General features: G+C 65.9%; 21 protein-coding genes and 1 rRNA gene. 14 read left to right on the forward strand and 8 right to left on the reverse strand.

The features are described 5' to 3' along the window. Positions 1–97: ribosomal RNA gene (gene rrf, locus CH291_RS18690) — 5S ribosomal RNA — on the forward strand; the annotation flags it as partial. 471 nt (positions 98–568) lie between these two features. Here rrf and CH291_RS18695 read toward each other — a convergent pair. Next, positions 569–2158 carry an adenylate/guanylate cyclase domain-containing protein gene (locus tag CH291_RS18695; protein WP_068050400.1) on the reverse strand — a complete coding sequence of 530 codons (1590 nt, stop codon included), beginning with the start codon at positions 2156–2158 and terminating at the stop codon, positions 569–571. 42 nt (positions 2159–2200) lie between these two features. On the opposite strand from CH291_RS18695, the gene nucS reads away from it, so the two are divergent. Continuing rightward, positions 2201–2872 (forward strand): endonuclease NucS, encoded by a 672-nt coding sequence (nucS, locus tag CH291_RS18700; protein ID WP_094640377.1) that lies wholly within the window; start codon positions 2201–2203, stop codon positions 2870–2872. A gap of 41 nt (positions 2873–2913) precedes the next feature. Next, a complete protein-coding gene (locus CH291_RS27270; protein ID WP_082898788.1) occupies positions 2914–3231 on the forward strand; it encodes an ATP/GTP-binding protein in 318 nt (105 codons plus the stop codon). A gap of 30 nt (positions 3232–3261) precedes the next feature. Here CH291_RS27270 and CH291_RS18710 read toward each other — a convergent pair whose 3' ends face one another. Then, complete coding sequence (locus CH291_RS18710) at positions 3262–4212, reverse strand: hypothetical protein (protein WP_094688344.1); 951 nt, start codon at positions 4210–4212, stop codon at positions 3262–3264. Positions 4213–4271: 59 nt separating this feature from the next. Then, entirely contained in the window at positions 4272–4754 is a 483-nt protein-coding gene (gene mce / locus CH291_RS18715) for a methylmalonyl-CoA epimerase (RefSeq protein WP_373454768.1), read from the reverse strand. Positions 4755–4859: 105 nt separating this feature from the next. Between mce and CH291_RS18720 the strand changes: the two genes are divergently transcribed. From CH291_RS18720 to CH291_RS18730, 3 genes are all read left to right on the forward strand, one after another. After that, positions 4860–6050: an acetyl-CoA C-acetyltransferase gene (locus CH291_RS18720; protein ID WP_094668831.1), complete on the forward strand. Its 1191-nt coding sequence runs from the start codon at positions 4860–4862 to the stop codon at positions 6048–6050. Between the two features lie 69 nt (positions 6051–6119). Next, positions 6120–6491 carry a DUF3817 domain-containing protein gene (locus CH291_RS18725; RefSeq protein WP_176460304.1) on the forward strand — a complete coding sequence of 124 codons (372 nt, stop codon included), beginning with the start codon at positions 6120–6122 and terminating at the stop codon, positions 6489–6491. A 104-nt stretch (positions 6492–6595) separates the two neighbouring features. Continuing rightward, entirely contained in the window at positions 6596–7483 is an 888-nt protein-coding gene (locus tag CH291_RS18730) for a tetratricopeptide repeat protein (RefSeq protein WP_094688528.1), read from the forward strand. A 9-nt stretch (positions 7484–7492) separates the two neighbouring features. Here the strand turns inward: CH291_RS18730 and CH291_RS18735 are convergent, their stop codons facing one another. The 3 genes from CH291_RS18735 to CH291_RS18745 are packed head-to-tail and all read right to left on the reverse strand — an operon-like array spanning position 7493 to position 13161. Next, positions 7493–8941 (reverse strand): metallopeptidase, encoded by a 1449-nt coding sequence (locus tag CH291_RS18735; protein WP_068050403.1) that lies wholly within the window; start codon positions 8939–8941, stop codon positions 7493–7495. Next, positions 8942–11143, reverse strand: coding sequence for a 1,4-alpha-glucan branching protein GlgB (gene glgB / locus CH291_RS18740; RefSeq protein ID WP_094640448.1), 2202 nt, complete (start codon positions 11141–11143; stop codon positions 8942–8944). Between the two features lie 11 nt (positions 11144–11154). Then, complete coding sequence (locus CH291_RS18745) at positions 11155–13161, reverse strand: alpha-1,4-glucan--maltose-1-phosphate maltosyltransferase (protein ID WP_094640374.1); 2007 nt, start codon at positions 13159–13161, stop codon at positions 11155–11157. 205 nt (positions 13162–13366) lie between these two features. Here CH291_RS18745 and glgP point away from each other — a divergent pair, with 205 nt between their 5' ends. Then, positions 13367–15889 (forward strand): alpha-glucan family phosphorylase, encoded by a 2523-nt coding sequence (gene glgP, locus CH291_RS18750; RefSeq protein ID WP_094688345.1) that lies wholly within the window; start codon positions 13367–13369, stop codon positions 15887–15889. Positions 15890–15896: 7 nt separating this feature from the next. On the opposite strand, the gene CH291_RS18755 is transcribed toward glgP, so the two are convergent. Continuing rightward, a complete protein-coding gene (locus CH291_RS18755) occupies positions 15897–17945 on the reverse strand; it encodes an ATP-dependent DNA helicase (protein WP_094688346.1) in 2049 nt (682 codons plus the stop codon). Positions 17946–17995: 50 nt separating this feature from the next. After that, positions 17996–19345: a nicotinate phosphoribosyltransferase gene (locus CH291_RS18760; protein ID WP_094688347.1), complete on the reverse strand. Its 1350-nt coding sequence runs from the start codon at positions 19343–19345 to the stop codon at positions 17996–17998. 58 nt (positions 19346–19403) lie between these two features. Here CH291_RS18760 and clpS point away from each other — a divergent pair, with 58 nt between their 5' ends. The 7 genes from clpS (at position 19404) to rdgB (ending at position 24445) form a co-directional block, all read left to right on the forward strand. After that, positions 19404–19763, forward strand: coding sequence for an ATP-dependent Clp protease adapter ClpS (gene clpS / locus CH291_RS18765; RefSeq protein ID WP_176460293.1), 360 nt, complete (start codon positions 19404–19406; stop codon positions 19761–19763). 44 nt (positions 19764–19807) lie between these two features. After that, positions 19808–20377, forward strand: coding sequence for an oxidative stress transcriptional regulator AosR (gene aosR, locus CH291_RS18770; RefSeq protein WP_068050408.1), 570 nt, complete (start codon positions 19808–19810; stop codon positions 20375–20377). A gap of 9 nt (positions 20378–20386) precedes the next feature. Further along, positions 20387–21472 (forward strand): P1 family peptidase, encoded by a 1086-nt coding sequence (locus CH291_RS18775; RefSeq protein ID WP_068050409.1) that lies wholly within the window; start codon positions 20387–20389, stop codon positions 21470–21472. A 59-nt stretch (positions 21473–21531) separates the two neighbouring features. After that, positions 21532–22161 carry a rhomboid family intramembrane serine protease gene (locus tag CH291_RS18780; RefSeq protein ID WP_094688529.1) on the forward strand — a complete coding sequence of 210 codons (630 nt, stop codon included), beginning with the start codon at positions 21532–21534 and terminating at the stop codon, positions 22159–22161. Positions 22162–22272: 111 nt separating this feature from the next. Then, positions 22273–23031 carry a cyclic nucleotide-degrading phosphodiesterase gene (locus tag CH291_RS18785; protein ID WP_179276606.1) on the forward strand — a complete coding sequence of 253 codons (759 nt, stop codon included), beginning with the start codon at positions 22273–22275 and terminating at the stop codon, positions 23029–23031. 21 nt (positions 23032–23052) lie between these two features. After that, positions 23053–23838, forward strand: coding sequence for a ribonuclease PH (gene rph, locus CH291_RS18790; protein WP_094688348.1), 786 nt, complete (start codon positions 23053–23055; stop codon positions 23836–23838). Continuing rightward, positions 23831–24445, forward strand: coding sequence for an RdgB/HAM1 family non-canonical purine NTP pyrophosphatase (rdgB, locus tag CH291_RS18795; protein ID WP_094688349.1), 615 nt, complete (start codon positions 23831–23833; stop codon positions 24443–24445). Before rph ends, rdgB begins: the two co-directional genes overlap by 8 nt. Positions 24446–24454: the final 9 nt, after the last annotated feature.

Consider the following 24454-nt stretch of genomic DNA (forward strand, 5'->3'; position numbering starts at 1 on the left):
GGAAACGCCCGGTCCCATTCCGAACCCGGAAGCTAAGCCCTCCAGCGCCGATGGTACTGCACTCGACAGGGTGTGGGAGAGTAGGACACCGCCGAACACAACATCCCAGAATGGCCCCCGACCACGGTCGAGGGCCATTCTGCATTTCGAAACCACCCATCACCACACCCACGAGCATCCGACGAACGCGCGCGCATTCGCCACAATCCGGGCCTGACCTCGTGCCGGCAGACGACGCGACCGCGGACGCTCATAGGAGCGCAGACGCGCGCGCGTTCGCTATCCGCGCGCACAATCGCGCCCCGACCACTCGCCATTTCCCGCGCACCCGACGAACGCGCGCGCACTTGCGGCGAGCGGAGTCGGGGCAGTCGGGTCTGTGTCTGAACTGGGGTGCGGGCAGACGACGCGACAGCGGACTGTGTACTCCGGCGCAGACGCGCGCGCGTTTGCCATCGCGCGCACAATCGCGCCCCGACCAGCCCCCAATTCCCGCGCACTTCACGAACGCGCGCGCATTCGCGGGCGATGCCTAGGCGGCAGCAACTGTCCTGACCTGCGATACAGGTCAGGCGTGCACAGCAACGGGCTCGTCGGCGGTGACTTTCACATCTTTCGGATTCGCGAGGACTGTTTCGACGGAGCGTCCGCGAAGAGTCACCGAGTCACCGAATTCCCAGCGACCCGATTCCTCGTCTGCGGCACCGTCGACTGCCGTTTTGGAGGCCAGGATCGCCCCTGGAGCGTTCTTCGCCAGCTCGGAGAGGCGGGCAGCCTCGTTCACCGGGTCTCCGATCACGGTGTATTCGAATCGGGACTTCGCACCGACGTTGCCGGCGACTGCGCGTCCCGCTGCGACACCCACAGCGGCACTGCATTCGGGCACTTCGACCAGCAGCCGTCGGGCAATTGCTCGTGCTGCGGCCAACGCCGAGCCGCAGTGGTCGGCAATTTCGTTGGGAGCTCCGAAGATAGCGAGCGCGGCGTCACCCTCGAACTTATTGATGAAACCGCCATGCTCGTCGACCTCGTCGACGACCACGGCGAAGAATCGATTGAGCAGATCAACGACTTCGGTGGGTGGTCGAGACGCCGCCAGCTCCGTCGATCCCACGAGGTCGATGAAGAACACTGCGATATCGCGTTCCCGGCCCCCGAGTTCGCTGTCGGATTGCAGTGCTTTCTCGGCGACCTCGTGACCCACGTGCCTGCCGAACAGGTCACGGATCTTCTCCCGATCGCGCACACCGTCGGCCATTCGGTTGAATCCGCTCTGCAGTTCACCGAGCTCGGTGCCGTCGTACACAGCGAGACGGACATCCATGTTGCCCTTCTCCACCTCGGCCATCCCCGCGCGCACATTGTTGATGGGCGATGTCGTGGCGAAACCTCCGAGCACGGTCAGCGCAAGGCCGAACACGATCGTGATGCCACCGAGGGAAAGGATGGACACGGCGAGCTGAGTCGCTGTCGTTTCGGGATTGATGAAGCGGAAGATCGCGATGATCATCAAACCGCTGACCGGCACGCCGGTGCCCAGCAGCCACGAGAGAATCGAGCGGCCCATGACTCCGGCAATACGAATCCGTCGAGGATCGCCGGCTTCGAGTGCCCGAGCTGCAGCAGGACGAAGGGCGAATTCACTGAGCAAATAGCTGAAGGCACAGACGACTGTGCCACCGGCGGCGATGGTGAAGGCCACCTTCGGGATCGACGCCGAGTCGATGATGCCGTCGATCGTGGTGAGCAGCAGCAAGGCTCCGATCCAGAGCAGAATTTGGATTCGCGTCAGTCGCCATGGCATCGCCAGTGTCGCGACCTGTTCTTCGCGGCTGGGTTGCCGGTCCTCGATTGCCCACCGCAAACTTCGCAGAGCGTGCGTGGTGCCCCACACCGCACCGACGACGAATGCCACGAACACGTAGACCGGGACGACGATGTAGTTCACCCACCAGTACTTGTCGGGATCGAGGACGTCCGGGCCGGGCACCACGACGCTGATCAACACACCGACGATGACCGCGCCGATCAGATTCGACAGGATCAGGAAGACGGTCAGCAGGATCTGGATTCGGACCCGCCGTCGGCGAGGTGATTCGGAGGTGTCGCCGAGCAGTCGGGAGCCCAGCGGAGCGGCAGATCGTCTCAATTGCGGCATGGTCGTCACAGACTATCGGGGCTCCTGCTTTAAGGTGGTCGAGTGCGTCTAGTTATTGCTCGTTGCCAAGTCGACTACGTCGGCCGCCTCACCGCACACCTCCCGTCCGCTCGCCGACTGCTCCTCGTCAAGTCCGACGGATCGGTCAGCGTGCACGCGGACGACCGGGCCTACAAGCCCCTCAACTGGATGTCTCCGCCCTGCTGGATGGTCGAGACCACCGAGGACGAGACGACCAAGTGGATCGTCACCAACAAGGCCGGTGAGGAACTTCGCATCACCATCGACGACGTCGAACTCGACTCGAGTCACGAGTTGGGTATCGATCCCGGTTTGGTGAAAGACGGTGTGGAGGCTCACCTTCAAGAGTTGTTGGCCGAGCACGTCAGCACCTTGGGAGACGGATACACGCTCGTGCGACGCGAATACATGACGGCCATCGGACCGGTGGATCTGCTGTGCCGCAACGCCGATGGCGGAACGGTGGCAGTGGAGATCAAGCGACGTGGTGAGATCGACGGTGTCGAACAGCTGACTCGGTATCTGGAGCTGCTCAACCGTGATCCGCTGCTGGCCCCGGTCAGTGGAGTGTTCGCTGCGCAGGTCATCAAGCCTCAGGCGAAGACACTGGCCACCGACCGCGGCATTCGTTGTCTCACACTCGACTACGACGTCCTACGGGGAACCGACAGCACCGAGTTCCGTCTTTTCTGACGGCGGTCGGCACGAATCGGCCCGTTCTCTACACTGGACGGGTGCCTCGTCGTAACCAACCCCGCCGACCGAATCGGAGCGGCCCGAGTGATCTCGCTCCGGCTACCGATTCCGTGCTGGGCGGCAACCGGATCGAGGTCGGTCCGGACGGTGACACGTATACGACGCGGATGGTTCCGGGTGCCAAGGCCGTGAAGACCTATCGATGCCCTGGCTGTGATCACGAGGTGCGGCCGGGCGTCGCACATGTCGTCGCGTGGCCGTCGGACGATTTCGGTGGTGCCGACAATCGCAGACATTGGCACACCGGATGTTGGTCCGGCCGAAACACGCGAGGCCTCACCCGCAGATGGTCGTAGCGGGGGAGGCCAGGCGCGGGACCTGCTGAATCAGGACGCCGAGTCGGCCGATTCCTTCTCGTCCTCGGCCTTCGCGGCTGCCTTCTCTTCTTCCTTCTTCAGGATGGCCGTCGGGTCGGGATTGTCGAGCAGTTCGCTCTCGCGATTGACCGAGGCGAGCATCGCCGGAACCGAATCGAGCTGGCCCCGAATTCCGAGCAGCTGTGCCAGTACGCGACTGCGGAGCACCCGCAGCTCCTCGGCCAGTTCTTTGGAGTGCGCGATGCGACGGTCGGCCTGCTCACTCGCGGACTGAAGCCGTCGGGCAGCCTCGGTGGTCGCTTCCTCGATGCGGCGGGCAGCGTCGGCCTTGCTCGACGCTTCGAGTTCCTCGAGAGCAGTGAGAACCTTGGTGCGGCGCTCGGCCATCGTGATCTCGAAGTCTTCCTGAACCTTGGCGCGCTTTGCCTCGGATTCGGCAGCCAACTTGTCGCGCTCGGCCTGCGCGGCCTCGACTACTCGAGCTGCCTCGGTGCGCGCCTGAGCCATGGTCTGCTGGTGTTCGGCTTCGAGTGCCGTTCGGCGCTCTTCGAGTTCGGCCACCAGTGACTCGTGCCGTCCGCGGAGTCGGGCACTCTCTTGCTGCGCAACGGAAATCATCTCCTCGGACTCCGAGTGCGCCTTCGCGCGGACCTCGGATGCCTCGTCCGAGGCCAGTCGCAGCATTCGTGAGATGCGATCGCTCATCCCCTCCGCCGTGGTGGGCGGAACCGACAGGCGATCGATGTCCTTGCGGAGTTCGTCGATCTCGTCGCGAGCGTCGTCGAGTTGCTTGGCCAGATCACGAGCCTGCGCGGCGGCCGCATCACGATCTGCGGTCGTCAAACGTAGTTCGGCGTCGAACCGCTCGAAGTAGTTGGTGACTTCGTCGCGATCGAACCCCTTCCGAACGATGGAAAAGGGAAGTTGCACCGTGGAAGTGCGCTCATGATCGATGGCCATGGCCGTCAATTTACCGGTGAGTCAAGTAGAGAGCCATACGGCTCGTTCACAGAGTTCGATCAGTGCCCGGCGGGGTTGGGTTCGACCAATTCGATCAGTACGCCACCGGCGTCCTTGGGGTGGACGAAGTTGATCCGAGAATCGGCGGTGCCGCGGCGCGGGGCGTCGTACAGCAACCGAACGCCGCGAGCGCGCAGCTCGGTCGAGATCTCTTCGATGTCGGTGACGCGGTAGGCCAACTGCTGCAGTCCCGGGCCGTTGCGGCCGATGAACTTGGCGATGGTGGACGATTCGTCGATCGGCGCGAGCAACTGCAGTGCAGCGGACTTCTCGGTGGCTCCGGGGAAGGAGAGCATCGCCTCGCGAACGCCCTGCTCCTCGTTGATCTCCTCGTGCACTGCAACCATGCCGAGGTGGTCGGTGTACCAGGTGATGGCAGCGTCGAGATCGGGCACCGCGACGCCCACATGATCGATAGCCGTCACCAGATCGGAGCGCAGCGGGGCTCCCGTGTAAGACTGCGTGCTGGAGGTCATGGCCATGACGTTAGCGCCAGCTGCGTTTCGGTGCTCCGCCCGGCCGGTATCGGTAGGGGGCGTCGGAGCGTTGATCTCGACAAGGCCGTCTTCATACTTTCGGAGGAAATCGTGACCACAACAGTCATCGTCGCCGGCGCTCGCACACCCGTGGGACGTTTTTCGGGCGCACTCAAGGATTTCTCGGGATCGGATCTCGGCGGAATTGCCATCAAGGGTGCCCTCGACAAGGCCAGCGTTGCGCCGGATCAGGTCGACTACGTCATCATGGGCCAGGTTCTCACCGCTGGTGCCGGTCAGATCCCGGCGCGGCAGGCTGCGGTTGCCGCTGGTATTCCGATGACCGTGCCCGCACTGACGATCAACAAGGTCTGCCTGTCCGGAGTCGACGCCATCGCACTGGCCGACCAGCTCATTCGCGCGGGTGAATTCGAGATCGTCGTCGCAGGCGGTCAGGAGTCGATGACCCAGGCGCCGCACATGCTCGAGAAGTCGCGGGCCGGATTCAAGTACGGCGATGTCACCATGCGTGATCACCTCGCCTACGACGGTCTGTACGACATCTTCACCGATCAGGCCATGGGTGCGTTGACCGAGCAGCGGAACCAGAGCTCCGAGGCGATCAGCCGCGAGGAGCAGGACACCTTCGCTGCCGCGTCGCACCAGAAAGCCGCCACGGCGTGGAAGAACGGGGTATTCGACAACGAGGTCGTCCCGGTCTCGATCCCGCAGCGCAAGGGTGAGCCGATCCAGTTCACCGCGGACGAAGGCATTCGCGCCGACACCACGGTCGATTCCCTCGGCAAGCTTCGCCCCGCCTTCGACAAGGCCGGCACCGTCACTGCGGGATCCGCGTCGCAGATTTCCGACGGTGCTGCCGCCGTCGTGGTGATGAGCAAGGAGAAGGCGGAGTCGCTCGGTCTGACCTGGCTCGCCGAGATCGGTGCACACGGGGTGGTGGCCGGTCCCGACTCCACCTTGCAGTCGCAGCCTGCGCGCGCTATCGCCAAGGCGTGCGAGAAGGAAGGCATCGACCCGAAGGACCTCGACGTCGTGGAGATCAACGAGGCGTTCGCAGCGGTCGGAATCGCGTCGACGCGTGAACTCGGCATCGATCCCGAGATCGTCAACGTCAACGGGGGAGCGATCTCGATCGGGCATCCCCTGGGCATGTCGGGAGCTCGCATCGCCTTGCATCTGGCTCTCGAGCTGCAGCGTCGCGGCGGCGGAGTGGGCGCTGCCGCACTGTGCGGCGGCGGTGGACAGGGCGACGCCCTCATCGTTCGAGTGCCGAAGCAGTAGGACTCGTAGTGGCTCTGGAGAAGAACTGAGACCAGAGCCACTACGCTCCGTCGTAGCAGACCGGGCACAATAGCTGGCATGACCAACTTCTTCGACCTGAGCAGCACGGCCAAACGTTTTCGTTTCATCGCCGTGCTCGAAGCGTTCACCTGGCTCGGACTGCTGATCGGAATGGCGTTCAAGTACATCCCCGCCGACGGCAACGAAATCGGCGTGAAGATCTTCGGACCGATCCACGGCGGCGTGTTCGTGGTGTACCTGGCCGTTGCCGTGTTGACGGCGATCAAGCTCAAGTGGGACGTCAAGGCGACCTTGCTCGCTCTCGTCGCGGCGTTCCCCCCCTTCGGCACCGTGATCTTCGAGATCTGGGCCGCGCGCACCGGCCGTCTCGCCGAGCTGAGCACCGGCCGATCCGCCGCCGATGCCAAGGTTCTCTCCTGACTGCCCGCCAGTGGATGACGCATCGCGTTAGTGACAAACTGTAGGGCGTGACTCGACCCGGTTCCCGTCCTCCCGTCCGCCCGTCAGCCGTCGTTCCCGCATCCATTGCCGGTGCCGTCGACCTGTCCGTTCTCAAGGACCGTCCGGCACCTGCACCTGCAGCCGAACCCGCAGGCGACGCGGGAGGAATGGCACCGATCGTGGACGTGACCGCGGCGACGTTCGAGGCCGAGGTGTTGCAGCGGTCCACGCAGGTACCGGTGATCGTCGACCTGGGTTCGGCGCGTTCGCCGCAGTCCCAGGCGTTGACGCGTCAGCTCGGGCAGCTGGCCGTGGAAGCCGCGGGTACGTGGGTGCTCGCGCGGGTCGAGGTGGACTCCAATCCGCAGATCGCACAGGCCTTCGGCGTACAGGCCATTCCGACGGTGGTTGCCGTCGCAGCGGGCCAGCCCCTCGCCGACTTCCAGGGCACCCAGTCGGACGAGCAGTTGCGTCAGTGGCTACAAGCCGTCGAGCAGGCGACTGCAGGAAAGCTCACCGGGCCTCCCGGGGCGGCTGCTGCCGAAGCGGAACCCGAGATCGAGGATCCGCGGATCGTTGCAGCCGAAGAGGCCATCGACGAGGGTGATTTCGACAAGGCAGAAGCTGCCTACCAGGCGATCATCGACGCCGAACCGAAGAACACCGAGGCGGTTGCTGCGCTGCGCCAGGTCAAGTTCCTCGCGCGGGTGCAGAACCTGGCACCGGACGCGATTGCCCTCGCCGACGCCGACGCCGGAAACGTACAGGCTCGGATCGATGCAGCGGACGCCGAAATGGCCGGTCAGCAACCGGAGCAGGCCTTCGCTCGTCTGATCGACGGAATCAAGATCAGCGCAGGCGACGACCGCACTGCACTGCGCACTCGACTGCTCGAGCTGTTCGAGCTGTTCGACTCGGCCGATCCGCTGGTGGTCTCCGCGCGGCGCAAGCTCGCGTCCGCTCTGTACTGACAGCAGGACTCAGCTGTAGCGCGCGTCGCACAGTTCCTTGCCGCCGAGAACTCCCGAACGGAACGCGTCGACTCGGGAGAACCCCGACGGCAGCGTCGTACCGTTGACGTCGCTGGCTGCGAGGCCGTCGCTGAGCAGTCCGGACACGGCTTCGTCGAGATCGCCTGGGGAAAGAAAGACTTCGAGGCCGGTGTCACCGTTCTCGGCGCTCATCGCCGAGGTGATGACCCCGGACAGGCATGCCGAACGCAGAGCGGTCTGCGGGTCGTCGAGGGTCTGGCCGGCTTCCTTCTGCACCGCGAGGGTGTAGCGCGAGGCGAACAGCACGTAGGCGCTGTAGTCACCGGAGACGTTGAGCGGCAATATGTCTCCTCGCTGCGGGGTCTCGGGCTGGCCGACTTCGGCCAGGCCCTCGACGTCGACGCCGATGGTGTTGGTCGAGGGGCAGTACGACACCGGCGCAGTGGCTTCGGCGTCGGCGCATCCGACGTCCGATCCGGTGTAGTCGACGGCCGGGGGATCTGCGACGGGCAGTACCTGCTCGAAGGATCGAGTGAAGGCGTCGAGGGAGTCCTCCGTGACCGGTAGTTCACCCGAGTCGTCAGGATCGTCGAATTTCTGCGGCAACGATGCTCGACGCGAGTCGATCTCGGCCTCGTCGATGCTCGTGCAGGCCCCGGCACCGTCGGTGAAGCCGATCTGCACTGCGGTGACGCGCTCGAAGGCAGAGCCGTGTACCGATTCCGGATCGTTGGGATCCACGTCGCGCACGGCGACGGTTGCGGCGAGGACGCCGTTCAGTCCGTCCGAGGTGTTGATGGTGAAGTGCGGCGCATCACCCTCGGCGACGTGGCGGATGAAGGCACCGGCGAAACAGTCGGCCTGTTGCTCGGCAACGATGGTCGGGGTGTCGTCGCCGACGAGCCCCGACTGGTGCTGAATGGCATGGCCGTATTCGTGGGCGATGACCATCACTACCGACATCGGTCCGAACGCGTCGACCAGAGCCGGTAGCAGGATGGTCCTGTCCCAGCCGATCGAGTCGTCACGGGTGCAGTAGGCAGCGTTGGGAATACCGCCGGTTCGGTCTCCGCAGAATCTGATGCCCGATCCCTCGTCCTCGGACGCGTCCCACGAGACGACCTTCGAGACCGGGGTGAACGTGCCCTTGAACAAGCTGGAGTACTGCTCGGCCCAGAACTGCTGGATGTCGTCGATCGCGTTCGTGGCGAGGATGTCCGAGTCGGTGCCCTCGGCGTTCTCCACGGTGATGGTCGAATCGGGGGCATCGGGCCGGGGCCCGCTGGGCCCGCTCGTCACCGGGAGTCCGGCAACGGTGAACGGGTTCTCGTAGATCGATACGGCGTTTCCGCTGACGGTCTGCGCGCACGAGGTCAACAGAATCAGCCCTGCAGTGGCGGCCGCGGCCAGTAGTCGGGGTGTGCGGCCGCCACTCATCTATCGCTCCAGTTTTATCCAGATCGCCCCGTTGGCGGGTAGGGCGACCTGGCCTGATGCCGGTCGACCGTGCCACGAGTGCGATGTTGCCGTCACTTCACCCAGGTTGCCCACACCGGAGCCGCCGTACTCCGTTGCGTCGGTGTTGAGGATCTCTGTCCAACGGCCGGGTTCCGGTAGTCCCACACGATAGCTGCCGTGCTCGGTACCGGAGAAGTTGAAAATACACGCGATGACCGAACCGTCGGATCCGTACCGCAGAAAGCTCAGCACGTTGTTCTCGGTGTCGTTGGCGTCGATCCACGAGTATCCACTCGGCGAGGTGTCGAGTGTCCACAGTGCGGGGTGGGACCTGTACGTCGAGTTCAGATCGGACACAAGGGTTTTGACGCCGTTGTGCAGAGGTTCTTCGTCGATCTGATACCAGTCGAGTCCGCGTTCCTCGGACCACTCACGGGTCTGCCCGAACTCCTGTCCCATGAACAGCAGTTGCTTGCCGGGGTGCGCCCACATGTAGGCGAGCATGCCGCGCAGGCCGGCTGCCTTGGCGTAATCGTCGCCGGGCATCCGAGTCCACAGCGTTCCCTTGCCGTGCACCACCTCGTCGTGGCTGATGGGGAGCAGGTAGTTCTCACTCCACGCATAGACCAGAGAGAAGGTGATCTCGTGGTGGTGGTAGCTGCGATGGATGGGATCTCGGCCGAGGAAGCCCAGAGTGTCGTGCATCCAGCCCATGTTCCACTTCATGTTGAACCCGAGTCCGCCGACGTTCGTCGGCCGGGTGACGCCGGGCCACGCCGTCGATTCCTCGGCCACGGTGACGACACCGCGGTGCTTCTTGTGCACCGTCGCGTTCATCTCCTGCAGGAAGGTCACGGCCTCGAGGTTCTCGCGGCCACCGTAGATGTTCGGCGACCAGCCGCCCTCGGGGCGGGAGTAGTCCAGGTACAGCATCGACGCGACGGCGTCGACGCGCAGTCCGTCGATGTGGAACTCGTCGATCCAGTACAGCGCGTTCGCGACCAGGAAGTTGCGCACCTCGCGCCGGCCGAAGTCGAACACCAAAGTGCCCCAGTCGAGTTGCTCACCGCGCTGCGGGTCGCCGTGCTCGTAGAGCGGGCCGCCGTCGAACCGAGCCAGGGCCCATTCGTCCTTGGGGAAGTGGGCGGGCACCCAGTCGACGATGACGCCGATTCCGGCACCGTGCAGGTGATCGACGAAGTAGCGGAAATCATCGGGGCTGCCGAAGCGCGAAGTCGGTGCGTAGTACGACGTCACCTGGTAACCCCAGGATCCGCCGAACGGATGCTCGGCGACCGGGAGCAACTCCACGTGCGTGAAGCCGGTCTCGGTGATGTACTCGGCCAACTGCTCGGCCAGTTCGCGGTACCCCAGGCCCGGTCGCCAGGACGCCAGGTGGATCTCGTACACGCTCATCGGTGCCTGCGTCGGCTCGATGCCTGCCCTGGTGTCGAGCCAGGACTCGTCGTTCCAGGTGTACGAGGACGCGGTGACGACCGAGGCCGTCGACGGTGGGATCTCGGTGGCGAAGGCCATCGGATCGGCCTTGTCCTTGACCGAACCGTCGGCACCGTGGACGCGGAACTTGTACAGCGCACCCGGAGCGATGTCGGGTACGAAGAGCTCCCACACGCCGGTCGAGCCGAGCACGCGCATCGGCCAGCTTCGACCGGTCCAGCCGTCGAAATCGCCGACGAGGGTGACACCCTGAGCTGCAGGAGCCCAGACCGCGAACGAGGTACCGGTGACGGGGCCGTCGGGTGTCGCGTACGACTGTTGGTGCGCGCCGAGAATGTCCCACAGCCGCTCGTGCCTGCCCTCGCCGAACAAGTGCAGATCGAGTTCGCCGAGAGTGGGCAGGAACCGGTATCCGTCGGCAGATTCGGAGACGTGTCCACCGGGCCAGGTCACCACGAGGCGGTAGTCGATGAGGTCCTCGAACGGAATCAGAGCCGAGAAGACTCCGTGGGCGACGTGGGTCAGTTCGTGGTCGACGCCACCGACGCGGGCGACGACCTTCTCGGCATCGGGCTTCAGGGCGCGGATCGCGGTTCCACCGGCCACCGGGTGGGCTCCGAGGACGGAATGCGGGTTGTAGTGCCGCCCTGCAGCGATGAGTTCGAGATCGTTGTCGGACGGGGCTGCGACGGTGTCTTCGGGCGTCGTCGGATTCTCGGTCACGTTGAATCCACTCACTTTCGGTTGCCGCGGTAGGCCAGTTCGATACGAGCCGGGTACGGGATGTGGGGGAGCGTGAAGATGTGCGCCACCGACGTCCAGGGCTCGAGCCGGACGAAATTGGTGTGGCCCCAGTCGTAATGGACTCCGCTCACTTCGTCCTTGATCGTGAGGGTGTCCTGCCAGTCGTGGCCGAGGGCAGGCATGTCCAGGTGGATGGTGCCTTCTTCGGCTCCGAAGGGATTGAGGTTGATCACCACCAGGATCGAGTCACCGGTCTGCGGGTCGAACTTGGAGTACCCGATCAGCGCCTCGTTGTCGATGGTGTGGAAGTGGATGTTGCGGAGCTGCTGCAGCGCCGGATGCGCACGCCGGATTGCGTTCAGCGTGGTGATCCAGGGCTCGAGCGACTCGCCGCGGGCCAGCGCACCCTCGAAGTCGCGTGGACGCAACTGGTACTTCTCCGAGTCCAGGTACTCCTCGCTGCCCTCTCGCACAGCTTGGTGCTCGAACAGCTCGTAGCCGGAGTAGACGCCCCAGGTGGGGGCCATCGTCGCCGCGAGAGCTGCTCGGAGAGCGAACATTCCGGGCCCGCCGTGCTGCAGGCTCTCGTGCAGGATGTCCGGAGTGTTGACGAACAGGTTCGGACGCGCGTCGTCGGCGCGTCGGGCATGTTCCTCGGCGAACTCGGTCAGCTCCCACTTCGCGGTACGCCAGGTGAAGTACGTGTACGACTGCGTGAAGCCGCGCTGCGCCAGTCCGTACATGCGCACCGGGCGGGTGAAGGCCTCGGCGAGGAACAGCACGTCCGGGTCGGTCTTCTTGACCTCGGCGATGAGCCATTCCCAGAAGTCCGGCGGCTTGGTGTGCGGGTTGTCGACTCGGAAGACCTTGACTCCCAGCGAGATCCAGTATCGGACCACGCGCAGCACCTCTTCGTAGATGCCGCGTCGGTCGTTGTCGAAGTTGACCGGGTAGATGTCCTGGTACTTCTTCGGAGGGTTCTCGGCATAGGCGATCGTGCCGTCCGGCAGCACGGTGAACCACTCGGAATGTGTTGCAGCCCAGGGATGGTCGGGAGCAGCCTGAAGGGCTAGATCGAGTGCCACTTCGAGGTTGTGTTCGTGTGCAGCGGCGACGAACGCGCGGAAGTCGTCCTCGGTGCCCAGTTCGGGGTGGATGGCGTCGTGTCCGCCGTCCTTGGAACCGATGGCCCACGGCGACCCGACGTCCTCCGGTCCCGGGGTCAGCGTGTTGTTCGGGCCCTTCCGGTTGATGGTGCCGATCGGGTGGATCGGCGGCAGGTAGACGATGTCGAATCCCATCCGCTCGATGCGGGGCAACTGCTCGATCGACGTCGCGAACGTGCCGTGCCGCGGAGAGCCGTCCTCGTTCCATCCCCCGGTCGACCGCGGGAAGAACTCGTACCAGGCACCGTTGAGTGCGAGATTGCGATCGACCCACACGTTCACCGCGCGCGATCGAGTCACCAGTTCGCGCAGGGGGTGTGCGAACAGCAACTCGGCGACCGACGATGCGAACGCGGAGGAGACCCGGGCAGGCAGCGGGCGGTCGGTGTCGCGCAGCGCGGCGGCGACATCGGCCAGCATCTGCCTGCTCTCGGCAGGAACACCGGTGGCAGCCCGCAGGAACAGCCGTGCGCCGATCTCGAGATCGTTCGCGAGTTCGTGGGCACTCTGGCCCACTCCGAGCTTGGCTTCGACGGCATGGCGCCAGGTGCTGATCGGATCGCTCCACGCTTCGATGCGGCAGATCCAGTAACCCGGCCGAGAGGGGACGAACACCGCGTCGAACGTGTCGGGTTCGCGGCCCGGTGTCATCGGGATGCGTTCGAGTTTGCCTCCCGGTCCGCGCACCGACAGTGTCGCGGCCACCGCGTCGTGACCCTCGCGCCAGACGTCGGCGGAGACTGGAAACGTCTCGCCCACCACCGCTTTCGCGGGGTACTTCCCGGTCGTCGTATCTGGAAGGACATTGTCGATACCAAGTCGACCTGTCACTTCACACTCCATTCTTCGCTAGAGGTATGGCTGCGCGGGCGCAACCTCTGATCGAACCGATCTCGGTGTGCTTCTACTCGTCAACCGTAGTGCAGCAATGCAGATGGCGCGTGCGCCGACGCATACTGCCCGCGACGGACACAGTGGAGCAGATTTCGTGCAAGCCGCCCATCGACACAGGTGTCCGTGGGTAGGGTTCGACTCTGTGAAAGCTTTGCGCCGATTCACCGTCCGAGCCCATCTTCCCGACCGCTTGAATGCCCTCGCCGAGCTCTCGACAAACCTCAGGTGGTCGTGGCACTCGTCGACGCAGGATCTGTTCGAGCACATCGATCCACTGTTGTGGACCGAACTCGAGCGCGATCCGGTGGCCGTACTGGGAGCCGTCGCACCGGCGCGTCTGGAGGAACTCGCGGCCGACGAGCGCTTTCTGACCGAGCTGGACGCCGCCGAGGCGGATCTGCACGACTACCTCGCCCGTCCGCTCTGGTACCAGAACGAACTGGCCGAGGGGCGTGTTCTGCCGTCGGGCATCGGGTATTTCTCGATGGAGTTCGGCGTCACCGAGGTGCTGCCCAACTACTCCGGCGGGCTCGGCATCCTGGCCGGTGACCATCTCAAGGCGGCCTCCGACCTGGGGTTGCCGTTGATCGGCGTCGGGTTGCTCTACCGCTCAGGATACTTTCGCCAGTCGCTGACGGCCGACGGTTGGCAGGCCGAACGCTATCCGTCCCTCGACCCGCACGGTCTGCCGCTGCGGTTGCTCACCGACGACGGCGACTCTCCGGTGCTGATCCACGTGTCCATGCCCGGATCTCGGGTTCTGCGGGCACGGGTGTGGATCGCCCAGGTGGGACGTGTCCCGCTGCTGCTGCTCGATTCCGACATCGCCGACAACGACCCCGAGCTCAGAGGAGTCACCGACCGGTTGTACGGCGGCGACCAGGATCACCGCATCAAGCAGGAGATACTCGCCGGTATCGGCGGAGTTCGAGCGATCCGGGCCTACACCCGTGCACACGGACTGCCCGATCCCGAGGTGTTCCACATGAACGAGGGCCACGCCGGCTTCCTGGGCGTCGAACGCATCCGCGAACTCGTCACCTCGGGAACCCTGGACTTCGACGCGGCGCTGGCCGCGGTGCGAGCCGGCACCGTCTTCACCACTCACACCCCTGTCCCCGCCGGAATCGACCGGTTTCCGGCCGATCTGGTGCGGCACTACTTCGGAAGTGCGGACGGCGGCGCAGAGTCGGCGCTGCTGCCGGGTCTGCCGATGGACCGAATCCTCGCCCTCGGCAGCGAGAGCGACGCCTCGGTGTTCAACATGGCGCACATGGGGCTGCGCCTGGGCCAACGCGCCAACGGGGTGTCGAAGCTGCACGGAATCGTCAGCCGCGAGATGTTCAACGACCTGTGGCGGGGATTCGACGCCTCCGAGGTGCCGATCGGATCGGTCACCAACGGCGTTCACGCTCCGACGTGGTCTGCCCGGGAATGGTCGCTGGAGGGGGAGCTGTCCTCGGACCGCGTGTGGTCCACGCGCAACACCCTTCGCGCGCAACTGGTGGACGAGGTGCGGCGTCGGGTGCGGCGCTCGGCGCTCGAACGTGGCTCCACCGAGGCCGAGATCAGTTGGACAGCAAACGTTTTCGATCCCAACGTACTCACCGTCGGGTTTGCTCGACGGGTACCGACGTACAAGCGGCTGACGCTCATGCTGCGCGAACCCGAGCGACTGCGCGCCATGTTGCTGGACCCGGTTCGCCCGGTCCAGCTGGTGGTCGCGGGCAAATCGCACCCCGCCGACGACGGAGGAAAGGCGCTCATCCAGCAGATCGTCAGGTTCGCCGATCAGGCCGACGTACGGCACCGCATCGTGTTCCTGCCCGACTACGACATGTCCATGGCGCGCTTCCTGTACTGGGGATGCGATGTGTGGCTGAACAATCCGCTGCGCCCGCTCGAAGCGTGCGGTACCTCGGGCATGAAGTCCGCGCTCAACGGCGGCTTGAACCTGTCGATTCGCGACGGGTGGTGGGACGAGATGTACGACGGGGAGAACGGCTGGGCCATCCCGACGGCCGACGGCGTCACCGACGACAATCGCCGTGACGATCTGGAGGCCGCTGCGCTCTACGAACTGCTCGAACAGGCAGTGCTGCCGAAGTTCTACGACCGCGGGGACGACGGCGTGCCGAGCCGCTGGATCGAAATGGTGCGGCACACCCTCGAGCAGCTGGGCCCGAAAGTGCTGGCGTCGAGAATGGTTCAGGACTACACGCTGGGCTACTACGCGCCCGCAGCCGAATCCGCCCGCGCGGCGTCGGCGGAGAACCACCGCGGTGCCACGGACGTCGCGTCGTACCGCCGGCGCGTCGAACAGGCATGGGGCGCAGTGAAAGTCACCCGCGTCGACAGTGAAGGTCTGCCGGACACACCGGTGATCGGTGCGGAGCTCTCGCTGCGCGCGAACGTCGATCTCGGTGGACTGGACGCCTCGGACGTCGTGGTGCAGGCGGTCGTGGGACGCGTCGACGAGGACGAGAACCTCACCGACATTCGCACGACGGCCATGACGCACGTGGGAACCGATGGCGGCGAGCACGTGTACGCGGGCGAGACGCGGCTACCGCACAGCGGCACGGTGGGATACACGGTGCGGGTGCTTCCTCATCACCGCGGTCTGGCCTCGGATGCCGAGCTCGGTTTGGTGGCGACTGCCTGAGGGGCAGCTACTTTCCGGCCAGGCGGGTGAGGGCCTTGCGGACCACCTCCGGGTCCGAGGTCTCCCAGAACGGCGGCAGCGAGGCACGTAGGTAGCCGCCGTAGCGGGCGGTCGCGAGGCGCGAATCGAGAACGGCGACAACACCTTTGTCGTCGACGCTACGGAGCAGTCGACCGACGCCCTGCGCCAGCAGCAGGGCTGCATGGTTGGCAGCGACCGCGAGAAAGCCGTTGCCGCCACGTGATTCGACGGCCTGCTGCCTGGCCACCAGCAGCGGATCGTCGGGCCGCGGGAACGGAATGCGGTCCAGGATCACCAGGCTCAGCGACGGGCCCGGGACGTCGACGCCCTGCCACAGTGACAGTGTCCCGAACAGGGAGGTGGCCTCGTCGTCGGCGAACTTCTGCACCAGGGCACCGGTGGAGTCGTCGCCCTGGCACAGGATCGGCGTGTCGAGGCGCTCCCGCATCTCCTCGGCGGCGGCCTTGGCGGCGCGCATGGACGAGAAGAGTCCGAGTGTGCGGCCACCGGCGGCGCTGACCAGCGACTCGATCTCGTCGAGGTAGGACCTGGAGAGGCCGTCGCGTCCGGGCGGCGACAGATGCTTGGCGATGTACATGATCCCTGCCCGAGCGTGGTCGAACGGCGACCCGACGTCGAGCGAATTCCACCTGATCGACCCGGTATCGGACGGCGGTTCCACACCCGACGCCATCGCGGTGTCACTGCGCGACGGCTTCTCCGCAGGCAGGCCCCAGTTGACAGCCAACCCGTCGAACGATCCGCCCACGGTCAAGGTCGCGGAGGTGAGGACCACGGTGGACTCGGCGAACAGGCGCGCTCGCAGCAGCCCGCCCACCGACAGCGGTGCAATGCGGACGGTGCGTTTGACGTTGCCGCGGAAATCGTCGACGGCATGCCAGACGACGTCCTTGCGTTTGGCCGGATCGGGTTCGTCGAATGCCGTGAGAACACGGACCGCGCTGTCGTGGACCTCGTCGACCGCCACGAGCGCGGCGCTGCGAGCCGCGGCGGCCTCGGGGTCACTGGTGGCCATGCCCTGCTTGTTGGGGCCGATCGCGGTGCGTACCGCCCAGGCCGCGTCGCGAATGGACGCGAGCGCGGGGCCGACGCCGTCGGGTAGGGACTGCCACCGGCTCGGGGGCAGCTCGTCCAGAATCGCGGCCCAGTTCTCGGCAGCTCCCTCGAGCTGGTCGACCGTCTCCTCCTCGATGAGCTTCGCGCTACGACGCGCCGCGGCGGTGACGGTCGCGGCCGACAGTTCCTCGGTGGCCACGCCGGTCACCCGGTCGACCAATTCGTGGGCCTCGTCGACGACCACGACGTCGTGCTCGGGCAGGATCTGAATTCCGGTGATCGCGTCGATCGCGAGCAGGGCGTGGTTGGTCACGACGACGTCGACCTGGGCGGCCTCGGTACGGGCGCGCTCGGCGAAGCAGTCCTCGCCGACGGGGCAGCGGGATTTGCCCAGGCATTCACGCGCGGTGACGCTGACCTGACGCCAGGCCTGATCGCTGACTCCGGGCACGACGTCGTCGCGGTCGCCGGTTTCGGTCTCGGACGACCACTCCGTCAGCCGTACCACCTCGCGTCCCATCCGCGAGACAGCGAAAGGGTCGAACAGTTCCGCATCCGGTGCCTCTTGCGCGGCACCGGTGTGGATCTTGTTCATGCACAGATAGTTGTTGCGGCCCTTCAGGATTGCGAACTTGGGGCGACGGCCGACGGCCTCGGTCAGGGCGTCGGACAGGCGGGGGAGATCGCGGTCGACCAGCTGCCGCTGCAGCGCGATGGTGGCCGTGGAGACGACGACGGTCTTGCCCGACTCCACCGCGTGCCTGATGCTCGGGACGAGGTAGGCGAGGGACTTACCGGTTCCGGTGCCCGCCTGCACCGCCAGATGTTCGCCGGTGTCGATGGAGTGCGCCACCGCCGAGGCCATCGTCAGCTGATTGCTGCGTTCCTTGCCGCCGAGCGAGTGCACCGCGACCTGCAGGAGAGCGGGAACGGTTGGCAACTCGGTCTTCGACGGCACCGAAGCAGACTACTGCCGATCGCCCACCCGGTTCGGTACCGACACCGCTCTCACCCCTCGACGAACCGGGTGGGTATTGCCGGCTCGCCCTGGGACAGCTTCAGGCCCTCCCACGGGAGGCTGACGAGGCGCCTGGCCAGCAGGTCGCGGCCGTCGGCGAGCGTCGGTAGGTCGGCGACTCGTTCGCCGCCGCGAACCAACGGCGTGGTCAACGTCTCCGCCGTCAGATCGTCGTCGACGGTCGGGGGAGCGTCGAACGGGTACACGATCTCCTCGACTGCGGTGCCGGTGCGGCGCGCGGTACGCAGCGCCGCCTTGGTGCCACCGCGCGACTCCTTGTGACTGCTGCGCTTGGCGACGGGAATGCCGTCGACGGTGACGAGTTTGTAGACCATGCCGGCCGTCGGGGCACCGGATCCGGTGACCAGCGACGTGCCGACGCCGTAGGAGTCGACCGGCTCGGCTCGCAATGCCGCGATGGCGTATTCGTCGAGGTCACCCGAGACGACGATCTTGGTTTTCGGCGCACCCAGGGCGTCGAGTTGGTCGCGCACCTGCCGGGCGAGCACACCGAGGTCGCCGGAGTCGATGCGCACACCGCCGAGTTCGGGCCCGGCCACCTCGATGGCGTTGGCAACGCCCTGGGTGATGTCGTAGGTATCGACGAGCAGTGTGGTGCCCACACCGAGCGCGCGCACCTGAGCCGCGAATGCGGACCGTTCGTCCGGGCCGTCGGCTGTGGTGTGCAGCAGGGTGAAGGCGTGGGCCGAGGTGCCTGCTCCGGGAACACCGTGCCGGCGAACGGCTTCGAGATTGGACGTCGCGGTGAATCCGGCGAGATATGCCGCGCGTGATGCGGCGACAGCGGCTTCCTCGTGGGTTCGACGCGACCCCATCTCGATGATCGGACGGGACTTCGCGGCCGCCACCATCCGCGCTGCAGCGGACGCGATGGCGCTGTCGTGATTGAGGATCGAGAGCACAACGGTCTCGAGGACCACGCACTCGGCGAAGGTGCCGCGGACGGTCAGAACAGGTGAGCCGGGGAAGTACAGCTCTCCCTCTCGATAGCCGTCGATGTCGCCGGTGAACCGGTAGTTGCGTAACCACTCGACGGTGTCGGCGTCGAGGAATTCGGCGACGATCCGCAACTCGTCCGGCCCGAATCGGAAGCGCGCGATCGCGTCGAGAATGCGTCCGGTGCCGGCCAGAACTCCGTATCGACGGCCACCGGGCAACCTGCGCGCGAAGACCTCGAAGCTGCAGATGCGATCGGCGTAGCCGCTGGCCAGGGCGGCCGAGAGCATCGTGTATTCGTACTGATCGGTCAGCAGCGCGGTGCTGGCACCGTCGCTGTGATTCGCGTGATCTGTGGTCGCGTCGTTGCTCACCTCGCCCACACTACGAGCGAAGGGGCGAGCGTGGGACGCTGGCCCGATACGCCGTACCCTGTTGGGCATGCCTTGGTTGACGGTGGACGGCTCGCTTCTGCCCGTGGACGGCCTCTCGGCACGTGAGGTCGTTGCTGCGTCACCGCAAGCGGTCCCGGCCCAGACCGAGGCCGTTGCGGCCGACGAATCTCACGACACCCCCTGGGTCACCATCGTGTGGGACGACCCGGTCAACCTGATGCACTACGTCACCTACGTCTTCCAGAAGCTCTTCGGCTACAGCAAGGCCAAGGCGACCGAGCTGATGATGCAGGTGCACTCCGAAGGCAAGGCCGTGGTGTCGAGCGGCGAGCGCGACGCGATGGAGAACGATGTTCGACGGCTGCACGCGGCGGGTCTGTGGGCCACCATGCAGCAGGACAAGTAGTCAACCGCTCATCACCTCTTCGGCAGAGAAGGACATCAGCAACAGTGCGCACGTGGACGAGACGGAATTCGCTGTCCGGGGTCAAGATCAAGTCCGAGATCGACGCTCGTGAGGCCGCCGTACTCCGTTCGCTTGTCGGCTCGGTTCTCGGATTGCTGCGCGACCGTTCCGCCGCTGCGCCCACCGACGAACTCGCAGCGCTGACCGGTCTGCGCACCGGGCACAACAGCCCGCCCGAGGATGCCGCACTGGCGCGGCTGTTGCCGGACTTCCACCGCGCCGACCCCGGCCGCGACGAGGAGGATCCGACCGACCTCAACGGTGCCCTGCGCGGACTGCACGAGCCCGAGATCATCGACGAGAAGTTGGCTGCCGGATCGATGATCCTGGCCACGCTTCCCGAGTCCGGTGGCAAGATCGTGCTGACCCAGGAGCAAGCGGATGCTTGGCTGACCGGCCTCAACGACGTGAGGCTGGCGCTCGGCACGACGCTGGGGATCAGCGCGGACACACCCGACGTTCTCGACGAGGGTGATCCTCGCGCTCCACATCTCGACGTCTACCACTGGCTGACCTGGATGCAGGATTCACTCGTACAGGTCCTCATCCCCTAGGACGCACGCGTGACCGCTGCATTCCAGACTCCCGGACCGCGGGACTCCCTGACCGACGTGGCCGGTCTGCTGGTCGGTCATCATCACGAACTCGACGACGACGCCGCGATGGGCTCCGGTTCGGCCACCGGCTGCACCGTCGTGCGTGCGCTGGGTGGTGCGACGGCGGCCGTCGATGTTCGCGGCGGCGGGCCGGGGACTCGCGAGACCGATCTGCTCGATCCGAGCCACTCCGTGCAGCACGTCAACGCGATCCTGTTGACCGCGGGCAGTGCCTACGGGCTCGCCGCGGCCGACGGTGTCATGCGGTGGCTCGAAGAGCACGGTCAGGGCATCCCGATGGGCAGTCCCGATCACGTCGTACCGATCGTCCCCGCCGCGGTCATCTTCGATCTTCCGGTCGGCGACTGGGCTTCTCGGCCGACGGCGGAATTCGGCTATCTCGCCGCGGCCGCAGCGGCAACCGATTTCGCGACGGGATCGGTCGGGGCCGGTGTCGGTGCCCGCGCCGGAGTTCTCAAGGGCGGTGTCGGTACCGCGAGCACGGTGATCGAAGGCGGTCCGGCGGACGGGGTCACCGTCGCGGCGCTGATGGTCGCCAATCCGGTGGGCGCGGTGTTCGACCCGCGTACCGGCCTGCTGTGGGGCGTCGGCACGCTCGGGCCCGCGGCGTTCGGGATGCGCAAGCCCGACGTGAACCAGCTGTGGTCCGCGCTCGCCCTCGAGCCGAAGGGCACTGCGCTCAACACCACGATCGGTGTCGTCGCCACCGATGCTGCGTTGTCGTCCGCGTCGTGCAAGCGGATTGCCGTCGCCGGTCACGACGGGTTGGCGCGGGCCGTGCGACCGGCACACTCGCCGCTCGACGGCGACACGATCTTCGCAGTGTCGACCGGCACCAGACCCGTCACCGCGGAGTCCTCGGTGCCCGCCGCGTTCTCCGCGGAACTCCCGGTACTGGCCGCGGTCACCGAGGCCGCGGCGATCGTCGTCGAGCGAGCCATCGTCGCGGCCCTGCTCGACGCCACCTCGGTGGCCGGCATCCCCACGTACCGCCAGATCTTCACGTCCGCGTTCGGTGGATCGGGAGCTTGAGCTCAGCTGGCGCGATACCTCTGCCCGGTACCGTGGAGGGAACTGTTCCGGAGGCGATCATGAGCGATATCAGTAACCGTCCCGCCGAGCGTGCGCGGCCGGTCTGGATGCAGGCCGCCATTCTGGTGGGAGCATTCACCGTGTTGCTGTGGGTCATCGAGTTCATCGATGTGGCCAGCGGTTCGAGGCTCGAACGCAACGGGATACAGGCCCGCTCGGTCGAGGGTTTGTGGGGCATTCTGTTCGCGCCCGTGCTGCACGACGACTGGCAGCATCTGATCGCGAACACCGTGCCGATAGTCGTACTCGGATTTCTGGTGTTGCTCTCCGGTTTGACGCGTGGTCTGGCTGCCACCGGGATCATCTGGGTGGTCGGCGGGTTCGGTACCTGGCTGACCGCCGGTTCCTACACGAACACGATCGGCGCGTCGATCCTGATCTTCGGTTTCATCGCATATCTGTTGGTGCGTGGCTTCTTCACCCGCAAGCTCGGTCAACTGGCGATCGGAGTCGTGGTGTTCGTGCTGTACGGCAGCGCACTGTGGGGCGTGCTGCCGAGCGAGCCCAACGTCTCCTGGCAGGGGCATCTGTTCGGCGCGGTAGGCGGAGTGGTTGCCGCTCGACTGCTGTCCGCCGACGCGCGAGCCGGGAGGGCGCGCGCGAAATCGCTCGATCGGCCCACTTCGTAGTTCGAGGTAACTCCGGACACACCTGAGTTCGGCGGTGAATTTCGCCGACTCGCGCTGTGAATACTGCCCGAACGTTTCGAGTGATGCGCTCGGCGTGGCAGCATGGCTTTCATGCGAATTACCGTCCTGGGATGTTCGGGCAGTGTGTCCGGACCCGATTCACCCGCGTCGGGCTACTTGTTGGAAGAAGAGGAGACCGCGCCGGTCGTCCTCGACTTCGGTCCCGGCATCCTCGGGGCGTTGCAGCGCTACGCCGATCCGGGAGATGTGAGCGTTCTGCTCTCGCATCTGCACGCCGATCACTGCCTCGACGTTCCCGGACTACTGGTGTGGCGTCGCTACCATCCCAGCCCGCCGGAGGGACGAGCGATCGTCTACGGACCCAAGGACACGGCGTTCCGGCTCGGAGTCGCCTCGGCCGAGTGCGGCGGGCAGATCGACGACATGTCCGACACCATCGACCTGCGTCGCTGGGTGGACGGACGCACAGTGGAGTTCGGCAAGCTGTCGATCCTCGCTCGGCAGGTGTTCCATCCCCCCGAGTCGTACGGCATGCGCGTCACCACGGCGGAAGGCCGCACTTTCGCCTACAGCGGAGACACCGGAATGTGTCAGGCAGTCCAGGACCTGGCGCACGGGGCCGACATGTTCCTGTGCGAGGCGTCGTGGACCGACAGTCCGGAACGGCCCGAGGGCGTGCACCTGTCCGGAACCGAGGCCGGCCGCATCGCTCGTGAGGCCGGGGTGGGGGAGCTGCTGCTCACCCATATTCCGCCGTGGACGTCCCGCGAGGACGTCATCGCCGAGGCCAAAGCGGAGTTCAGTGGACCGGTGCATGCCGTTCTCCCAGGGGACGTCTTCACCGTCTGAGGACGCGCTAGGCTTCGAGTCGTGTCCAGACGAGAAGACGGCAGGGCGGACGACGAGCTCCGCAACATCAAGATCACCCGCGGCTTCACCAGCCACCCGGCAGGGTCGGTGCTGGTCGAGTTCGGCAACACCAGGGTGATGTGCACGGCCAGCGTCGAGGAGGGCGTGCCGCGCTGGCGGAAGGGATCCGGCCTCGGTTGGCTCACCGCCGAGTACGCGATGCTCCCGGCCGCGACGCACACTCGCAACGGCCGTGAGTCCGTCAAGGGCAAGGTCGGCGGGCGTACCCAGGAAATTTCCCGCTTGGTCGGGCGTTCACTGCGTGCCTGCATCGATTTGGCCGCCATCGGCGAGAACACCATCGCCCTCGACTGCGACGTACTGCAGGCCGACGGCGGAACCAGAACTGCAGCTGTCACCGGAGCGTTCGTGGCTCTCGACGACGCCGTCACCTACCTGCGAGCAGCGGGACGCCTCGCCGATCCGCAGCCCATCTCGTGCATGATCGCCGCCGTCAGTGTCGGCGTCGTCGACGGCCGAGTGCGCCTCGATCTGCCTTACGAGGAAGATTCGCGCGCCGAGGTCGACATGAACGTCGTCGCCACCGACACCGGCACGCTGGTGGAGATCCAGGGAACCGGAGAGGGTGCGACCTTCCCTCGAACCACACTCGACAAGCTGCTCGACTCCGCATTCGTCGGCATCGAGAAGTTGTTCGAGGTGCAGAAGGAAGCACTGGCGTTGCCGTACCCCGGCGATCTGCCCGAGCCTGCGGCCGCGGAATCGAAGAAGAAGTTCGGTGGCTGACACCGAGCTGCTGGTAGCGAGCCGAAACGCGAAGAAATTGCGTGAACTCCGGCGGGTGCTCGACGCCGCCGGAGTGGCCGGGATCGAGCTGGTCGGCCTCGACGAGGTGCCGCCGTTCCCGGAGGCACCCGAGACCGGAGCGACTTTCGAGGAGAATGCACTCGCCAAGGCGCGTGACGGAGCTGCGGCCACCGGATTACCTTGTGTGGCAGACGATTCCGGAATAGAAATCGATGCCCTGAACGCGATGCCAGGGGTGCTCTCGGCTCGCTGGTCCGGTACACACGGGCAGGACGAGGCCAACACCGCACTGGTTCTGGCGCAGTTGAGTGACACCCCCGACGAGCGTCGCGGAGCCGCATTCGTCTCGGCGTGTGCGCTGGTGATTCCCGGCGGCACCGAGACCGTGGTCCGCGGTGAATGGCGCGGAGTAGTGGGCCGAGAGCCGGTGGGGGAGAACGGCTTCGGCTACGACCCCATTTTCGTGCCCGAGGGCGACGGCCGCAGTGCCGCGCAACTGAGCCCGGACGAGAAGGACGCCGCCTCACATCGCGGTAACGCACTGCGAAAGCTCGTTCCGGCCCTCGAAGAACTGACGGGGCGGTAGCTCGTGGCG

Origin of the sequence: Rhodococcus sp. 14-1411-2a, from assembly GCF_002259485.1 — a bacterium.
In the GTDB taxonomy this organism is placed as follows: Bacteria; Actinomycetota; Actinomycetes; order Mycobacteriales; family Mycobacteriaceae; genus Rhodococcoides.